4 protein-coding genes are annotated in these 7,195 nt (G+C 71.9%); 2 read left to right on the top strand and 2 right to left on the bottom strand.

Translation table 11 applies throughout. The features are described from left to right. On the top strand, nt 1-2,813 hold a 2,813-nt coding region (locus KME77_RS24610), incomplete at its 5' end, for an ATP-binding protein (RefSeq protein ID WP_219471306.1). An 84-nt stretch (nt 2,814-2,897) separates the two neighbouring features. Next, nucleotides 2,898-4,100 (top strand): FAD-dependent monooxygenase, encoded by a 1,203-nt coding sequence (locus tag KME77_RS24605; RefSeq protein WP_219471305.1) that lies wholly within the window; start codon nt 2,898-2,900, stop codon nt 4,098-4,100. Here the strand turns inward: KME77_RS24605 and metG are convergent. Further along, nucleotides 4,058-5,839, bottom strand: a complete 1,782-nt coding sequence (metG, locus tag KME77_RS24600; RefSeq protein WP_219471304.1) for a methionine--tRNA ligase — start codon at nt 5,837-5,839, stop codon at nt 4,058-4,060. The two genes, KME77_RS24605 and metG, sit on opposite strands and share 43 nt — an antisense overlap. A gap of 33 nt (nt 5,840-5,872) precedes the next feature. After that, the gene (locus KME77_RS24595) at nt 5,873-7,132 is read right to left on the bottom strand and encodes a glycosyltransferase family 2 protein (RefSeq protein WP_219471303.1); all 1,260 of its coding nucleotides are present in this window, start codon (nt 7,130-7,132) and stop codon (nt 5,873-5,875) included. Nucleotides 7,133-7,195: the final 63 nt, after the last annotated feature.

Below are 7,195 nucleotides of genomic sequence, written 5' to 3'. Positions count from 1 at the left end.
GGCGGGCGCCCGGCGACGACCCGGCCCGCGCCGCCGAGCTGCTGGGCGAGGCGCTGTCGCTGTGGCGCGGGCCGGCGCTCGCCGATCTGGACGCGGCGCACGGCGTGCCCCTGGAGGAGCGGCAGGTGGCCGCGCGGGAGGACCGGATCGAGGCCGACCTGCGGCGGGGCGCGCACCGGGCGGTGATCCCCGAGCTGGGCGAGCTGATCGGGCGGCACCCGTTGCGCGAGCGGCTGCGCGGGCAGCTCATGCGGGCGCTCAGCGCGGACGGGCGGCAGGCGGAGGCGCTGGTCGCCTACGAGGAGGCCAGGCGGCTGCTGGCCGGCGAACTGGGCGCCGACCCGTCGCCGGAGCTGACGTCGCTGCACCAGGCCCTCCTGCGGGGCACGCTCCCCCGCCCCAGCGAAAACACCACAACGACCGGGGCTGCCGCCGTGCGTGAGCGGCCGTCGCTGCCCGCCTCCCTCACGTCCTTCATCGGCAGGGCGTACGACGTGGCCGCCGTGAGCACACTGCTCGACTCCGCCCGCCTGGTGACCCTGCTGGGCCCGGGCGGCGCGGGCAAGACGCGGCTGGCGGTCGAGGTGGCGGCCCGGCGCCCCGACGCCTGCCTCGCCGAGCTGGCCGCCCTCACCGAGGGCGCCGACCTCCCGCGCGCGTTGCTCGCCGCGCTGGGCGTGCGCGACGGCGGCCTGCTCGGCCCGCAGGCCACCGGCCCGGACGGGATCATGGAACGGCTGGTCACCGTGCTGACCGACCGGCCGGCGCTGCTGGTGCTCGACAACTGCGAGCACCTGGTCGAGGAGGCCGCCGCCCTGGCCGAGCGGTTGCTCGAAGGCTGTCCGGGGCTGCGCGTCCTGGCGACCAGCCGCGAGCCGCTCGGCGTCACGGCCGAGCACCTGTGGCCGGTGCGCCCGCTGGCCGACGCGGACGCCGTACGCCTGTTCACCGACCGGGCCAGGGCGGTCCGTCCGGGTTTCACCGCGGATGAGGCGGTCGGCGAGATCTGCGCGGCGCTCGACGGCCTGCCGCTGGCCATCGAGCTGGCCGCCGCCCGCGTACGCGCCCATGAGCCCCGTGAACTGGCCGGACGCCTGGCCACGGACCGGTTCAAGCTGCTGTCGCGCGGCAGCCGCACCGCCGACGCCCGGCACCAGACGCTGCGCGCGGTCGTCGCGTGGAGCTGGGAGCTGCTCACCGAGGAGGAGCGGGTGATGGCCGCGCGGCTGACGGTGTTCGCGGGCGGCGCGACGGCCGTGGCCGCCGCCGAGGTGAGCGGCCTGCCCGAGGCCGAGGACCTGCTCGACTCGCTCGCCGACAAGTCGCTGGTGACCGTCGCGGACGGCCGCTACGGCATGCTGGAGACCATCCGCGCGTTCTGCGCGGAGAAGCTGGCCGACGAGCCCTCCGTACGGCGTGCGCACGCGGAGTTCTTCCTGAGGCTCGCCGAGCGGGCCGAGCCCGACCTGCGCGGAGCCGGGCAGCTCGACCGGCTGAGGTCGCTGACCGCCGAGCACGACAACCTCCACACGGCCCTGCGCTGGGCGGCCAGGTACGGCGACGTCGGGCTCGGCATGAGGCTGCTCGCGGCGCAGTCCACCTACCTGTGGATGCGTGGGATGCGCGGCACGGCCACCGCCCCGGCCATCGAGCTGCTGGAGAGGGCCGGGCCGGAGCCGGATCGGCGGCTCGGTGACGCGTACGTGCTCTGCCTGCTGGCGGTGGCGGGCGACGAGGCCGGGCCGGAGTGGTGGGCGCGTCAGGGCGCGGTGGCCGAGGCGATGGTGTCGGCGGGCGAGGGCAGGCGCGAGTACCCGGTCCTCACGTTCCTGTGGCCGATGATCACCGCGCCCATCCGCGCCCCCGAGCCGACGCTCGCGGTGATCACCAGGTCCGCCGGCAGCCCCGACCCGTGGGAGCGCGCGATCTCCAAGATGATCTGGACCTACTCGCTGATGGCGCGCGGCGAGCACGCCCGGGCCGAGGCGGATCTGGTCGCGGCGCTCGGCGAGTTCCGCGCGCTGGGCGACCGGTGGGGGGCGATGCTCTGCCACGACGCGCTGGCCTGGCTGGCGGGAGCCTCCGGCGACGAGACGGCCGCGCTGGCGCGCGCCGAGCAGGCCCTGGCGCTGGCGGAGCAGCTCGACGCGACCGAGGACCTGGCCGACCTGCTCTGCAACCGGGGCGACCACCTCCAGCGCGCCGACCCGGCGGCGGCCAGGGCCGACTACGAGCGGGCCGCCGAGCTGTCCCGGCGGCTGGGCATTCCGACCTACACGGCCTCCGCGCTGCGCGGTCTCGGCGACGTGGCCCTGGAGGAGGGGGATCTGGCCACGGCGCGGGAGCTGTACGAGCGGGCGCGGCAGCTCCTGGACACCCGGTGGCTCAGGAGCGTCAGCAGCAGGATCCGGCTGCTGGTCGGGCTGGGACGGCTGGCCGAGGCCGAGGGCGACCTCGACAGGGCCAGGACCTCGTACGAGCAGGCGGTCGAGGTGGCGATGATCTCGGGGCCGCTGCCGGAGAGCACCAGGGCGTTCGAGTCGCTGGCCGGGCTCGCGCTGACGAGGGGCGAGGCGAAGCTGGCGGCCCAGCTGCTGGGCGCGATCAGCGCGGTGCACGGCGCGTACCGCCAGGACGACCTTCCCGCCCGGGTGCGGGCGGTTCTGGGCGACGAGGCGTACGAGCGGGCCTGGCGCGAGGGCGCCGGGCTCACCTACGAGCAGGCCGCCCTGCTCGCGGGCGTCCCCGACGCGGCGCTCGACGGCTCACCGCTGCGCACCCTCGCCGCCCGGCCCGGCGAGCCCGACCAGTGAGCCCGACCAGCGAGCCTGGCCGGTGAGCCGACCGGTGAGCCTGAGGTGAGCGGCCGGTGAGCGCGTCCGGCGAAGCTCGTCCCCATGGACATCCTGATCTCCGGCGCGAGCGTCGCCGGCCCCGCCCTGGCCCACTGGCTCAACCGCTCCGGCCACACCACCACGATCGTCGAGCGGGCTCCCGCCCTGCGTGAGGGCGGCTACTCCGTCGACTTCCGCGGCGACGTCCACCTGTCCGTGCTGCGCAAGATGGGGATATTTCACGAGATCCAGCGGCGGCAGACCAACATGGGCGCCATGTGGAACGTCAACGCGGCGGGCAAGAAGCTGAGCGCCATGCCGGCCGACCTGTTCGCCGGCGACGTCGAGATCCTGCGCGGCGACCTGGCCCAGATCCTCTACGACCTCACCAAGGGCCACACCGAGTACGTCTTCGACGACTCCGTCGCCGCGCTCGACGAGGACGCCGACGGGGTCACGGTCACCTTCGAGCGGAGCCCCGCCAGGCGCTTCGACCTGGTGGTGGGCGCCGACGGCCTGCACTCCAAGGTGCGCGAGCTGGTCTTCGGCCCCGAGGAGCGCTTCCTCTCCTACCTCGGCCTCTACTGCGCCGTCTTCACCACGGAGAACTACCTCGGGCTGGACCACACCGGGCACGCCCACAACGTCCCGGGCAAGATGGTCGCCCTGTACAGCGCGAGGAACAACACCGAGGCCAAGGCCATGTTCTGGTTCGGCTCGCCGGAGCTGAGCTACGACAGGCACGACGTGGACCAGCAGCAGAGCCTGCTGGAGCGCGTGTACGCGGACGTCGGCTGGCAGGCTCCCCGGCTGCTGCGTGACATGCGGCGGGCCGGCGACTTCTACTTCGACTCCATCGCCCAGGTACGCATGGAGCGCTGGTCCCGCGGCCGGGTCGTGCTGCTGGGCGACGCCGCCTGGTGCCCCTCGCCGCTGTCGGGCATGGGCACGGGACTGGCCATCGTGGGCGCGTACGTGCTGGCGGGCGAGCTGGCGGCGGCGGGCGCGATCAGGACCGGCCTGACCAGGTTCGAGGCCGCCATGCGCGACTACGTGCGCACCTGCCAGAAGTCGGGCGAGGGCATCAGCAAGCTCATGGTGCCGGAGAGCAGGTTCATGCAGTGGTTCATGAACCAGAACTACAAGATCCTGCCCTACCTGCCGTGGAAGGGGCTGATGGCGCGGTCGGCCCGGAAGACGGCCGCCGCCATCACGCTCCGGGACTACTCGGCCAGCCTGCCCAGCTCTTCGTCCACGACCTTCTGATCGAGCTTCTTGAACAGCGGCACGGGCGGCGCGAGCGGAGTGCCGGGCTTGATCGGCTGGTGCTCCCAGCGGGCCGCCCCGTCGTAGTCGCCGGTGATGACCGGGTAGGGGGCGCCGCCGTCCTCGTCGACCTCGTGCATCTCCGGCATGCCCGACCAGACGCCCTCGCCGCCGAGCATGGCGTGGACCTTGTTGGACGAGCCCGGCAGGAACGGCGTGAGCATCGTCTTGGCGTCGTCGACCACCTGGAGGGCGACGTGCAGGATCGACTTCTGCCGCTCCGGGTCGTCCTTGAGCTTCCACGGCTCCTGCTCGGCCAGGTATTTGTTGGCCTCGCGGACCACGTCGAACGCCTCGGTGATCGCGTTCTTGAACCGCGAGCGGCCCAGCTCGGCCCCGACGGGCGCGAAGGCGCCCCGCGAGCGCTCCAGCAGCGCCCGGTCGGCGTCGGTCAGCTCACCGGCCTCGGGGATCGTCCCGAAGTTCTTCGCCGCCATCGAGATCGACCGGTTGACCAGGTTGCCCCAGGCCGCGACGAGCTCGCCGTTGTTGCGGTTGACGAACTCCTGCCAGGTGAAGTCGGTGTCCTGGTTCTCCGGGCCGGCCACCGCGATGTAGTAGCGCAGCGCGTCGGCGTCGTAGCGCTCCAGGAAGTCACGCACGTAGATGACGACCTGGCGGGAGGAGGAGAACTTCTTGCCCTCCATCGTCAGGAACTCGCTGGAGACCACCTCGGAGGGCACGTCAAGGGCGCCCAGCGCGCCGGGCGAGCCGTCGCGGGCGCCGATGCCGCTGTAGCCGAACAGCATCGCCGGCCAGATCTCGGCGTGGAAGACGATGTTGTCCTTGCCCATGAAGTAGTAGCTGCGGGCGTCGGGATTCTGCCACCACTGCCGCCACGCGTCGGGGTCGCCCGAGCGCCTGGCCCACTCGATCGAGGCCGACAGGTAGCCGATCACCGCGTCGAACCAGACGTAGAGCCGCTTGTTGGGCTGATCGCGCCAGCCGTCGAGCGGGATCGGCACGCCCCAGTCGAGGTCGCGGCTGATCGCCCGCGGCTGCAGGTCGCCGAGCAGGTTGAGGGCGAACTTCAGCACGTTGGGCCGCCACTCGCCCTGCTTGGACTGCAGGTAGGTGCCGAGCACGTCGGCGAAGGCGGGCAGGTCGAGCATGAAGTGCTCGGTCTCGGTGAAGACCGGGGTCTCGCCGTTGATGCGGCTCCTGGGGTTGATCAGCTGGATCGGGTCGAGCTGGTTGCCGCAGTTGTCGCACTGGTCGCCGCGCGCGCCGTCGTACCCGCAGATGGGGCAGGTGCCCTCGATGTAGCGGTCGGGCAGGGTGCGCCCCGTGGAGGGGGAGATCGCACCCATGGTGGTCTTCGGGAAGATGTAGCCGTTGTCGTAGAGGCCCTTGAAGATGGCCTGGGTGACGGCGTAGTGGTTGTTCGTCGTCGTACGGGTGAACAGGTCGTACGACAGCCCCAGCCCGGTCAGGTCCTCGGCGATCACCCGGTTGTAGCGGTCGGCCAGCTCGCGGGCGCTGACGCCCTCCTTGTCGGCCTGGACCTGGATGGGCGTGCCGTGCTCGTCGGTGCCGGAGACCATCAGCACCTTGTTGCCCGCCATCCGCTGGTAGCGGCTGAAGACGTCGGACGGCACGCCGAACCCTGAGACGTGCCCGATGTGGCGGGGGCCGTTGGCGTACGGCCACGCGACGGCGGTCAAGATGTGCTGGGACATGGCTCCAAGCCTAAGGCCGAACGGTGGCCGGGATTACCGGGCGGAGGACTCTTCGCGGGCCACGGTCTCCTCCTGCGGGGCGGCCTCTTCGCGCGACACGGCCTCGGCCGCCTCCTCGGCCGCCTTGGCGGCGACGTCGAGGGAGCTGTCGCGGTGGCGGCGGATGCCCAGGATGCTGATGAACAGCGCCGCGAAGATCGTCTGGAAGCTCATGATGAGCGCGGTGGCCGAGGGCACGACCAGACGCAGCGACTCACGCGGTTCGAGCGAGCCGAAGCTGCGCACCTGCCAGTGGACCAGCGACATCACCAGGCCGACGAGACCGGCCAGCGCCAGCAGGCCGCCGACGATCAGGCCCTTCTCCAGGCTGACGATGTCGATGAGCTTGCGGATGCGCGGCGACTCCGGCAGGAAGCCCTCCTCGGCCGCGTACACCTTGGTGAACAGTGCGAACAGGGCGGCCTGGAAGCCGATCACCACCGCGGCGGAGGCGCCGACCAGGGTGTCGACGTCGAAGGCCAGCTCGCCGATCTCGACGGGGCCGAACGTCAGCGCGGTGCCCGCGACCAGCCCGACGATCATCAGGAACAGGCCGGGGTAGAAGAACAGCCACTTGGGGCTGTACAGGAGCAGGAAGCGCAGGTGACGCCAGCCGTCGCGCCAGGAGCGCAGGTGCGGCGGGCGGGAGCGGCCGTCGGGCGACAGCGTCGTGGGCACCTCGCGCACGTCGAGGCCCGACAGGGTGGAGCGGACGACCATCTCGGAGGCGAACTCCATGCCGCCGGTCTGGAGCTGCAGGCGCAGGATCGAGTCGCGCCGGAAGCCGCGCAGGCCGCAGTGGAAGTCACCGATGGCCGAGGGGAAGAACAGCCTGCCGATGAACGACAGCACCGGGTTTCCCAGGTAGCGGTGCAGCGGGGGCATGGCGCCGGGGGCGATGCCGCCCTTGAAGCGGTTGCCCATCACGAGATCGGCACCGTCACGGAGCTGTTCGACGAACGGGAGCAACGAGGTGAAGTCGTAGGAGTCGTCGGCGTCGCCCATGATGACGAACTTGCCGCGCGCGGCCCGGATGCCGCCCATGAGGGCGTTTCCGTACCCCTTCTCATCGACGTGGACGACACGAGCGCCGGCGTCGCGGGCGAGCTGCTGCGAGCCGTCCGTGCTGCCGTTGTCGGCGATCAGGACTTCGCCCTCGATGCCGTGCTCCTCCATGCACGCCAGAGCTTTGCGCACACAGACTTCCACGGTTTCCGCCTCGTTGAGGCAGGGCATGACCACCGTCAGTTCCACGTCTCAACCTTCCAGTTAAGGCATTTCCAGCACACCATCATGCCCTGTGCCCAGACGTGGTCG

Origin of the sequence: Nonomuraea rhizosphaerae (assembly GCF_019396405.1) — a bacterium.
GTDB lineage: Bacteria > Actinomycetota > Actinomycetes > Streptosporangiales > Streptosporangiaceae > Nonomuraea > Nonomuraea rhizosphaerae.
The sequence above is the reverse complement of the archived record's forward strand: the minus strand, read 5'-3'. Positions and strand labels throughout refer to the sequence as shown.

Excerpts from the sequence above, each read along its gene's own strand:
- KME77_RS24605 (WP_219471305.1), top strand. The coding sequence starts at position 2,898 with ATGGACATCCTGATCTCCGGCGCGAGCGTCGCCGGCCCCGCCCTGGCC.
- metG (WP_219471304.1), bottom strand. The coding sequence starts at position 5,839 with ATGTCCCAGCACATCTTGACCGCCGTCGCGTGGCCGTACGCCAACGGC.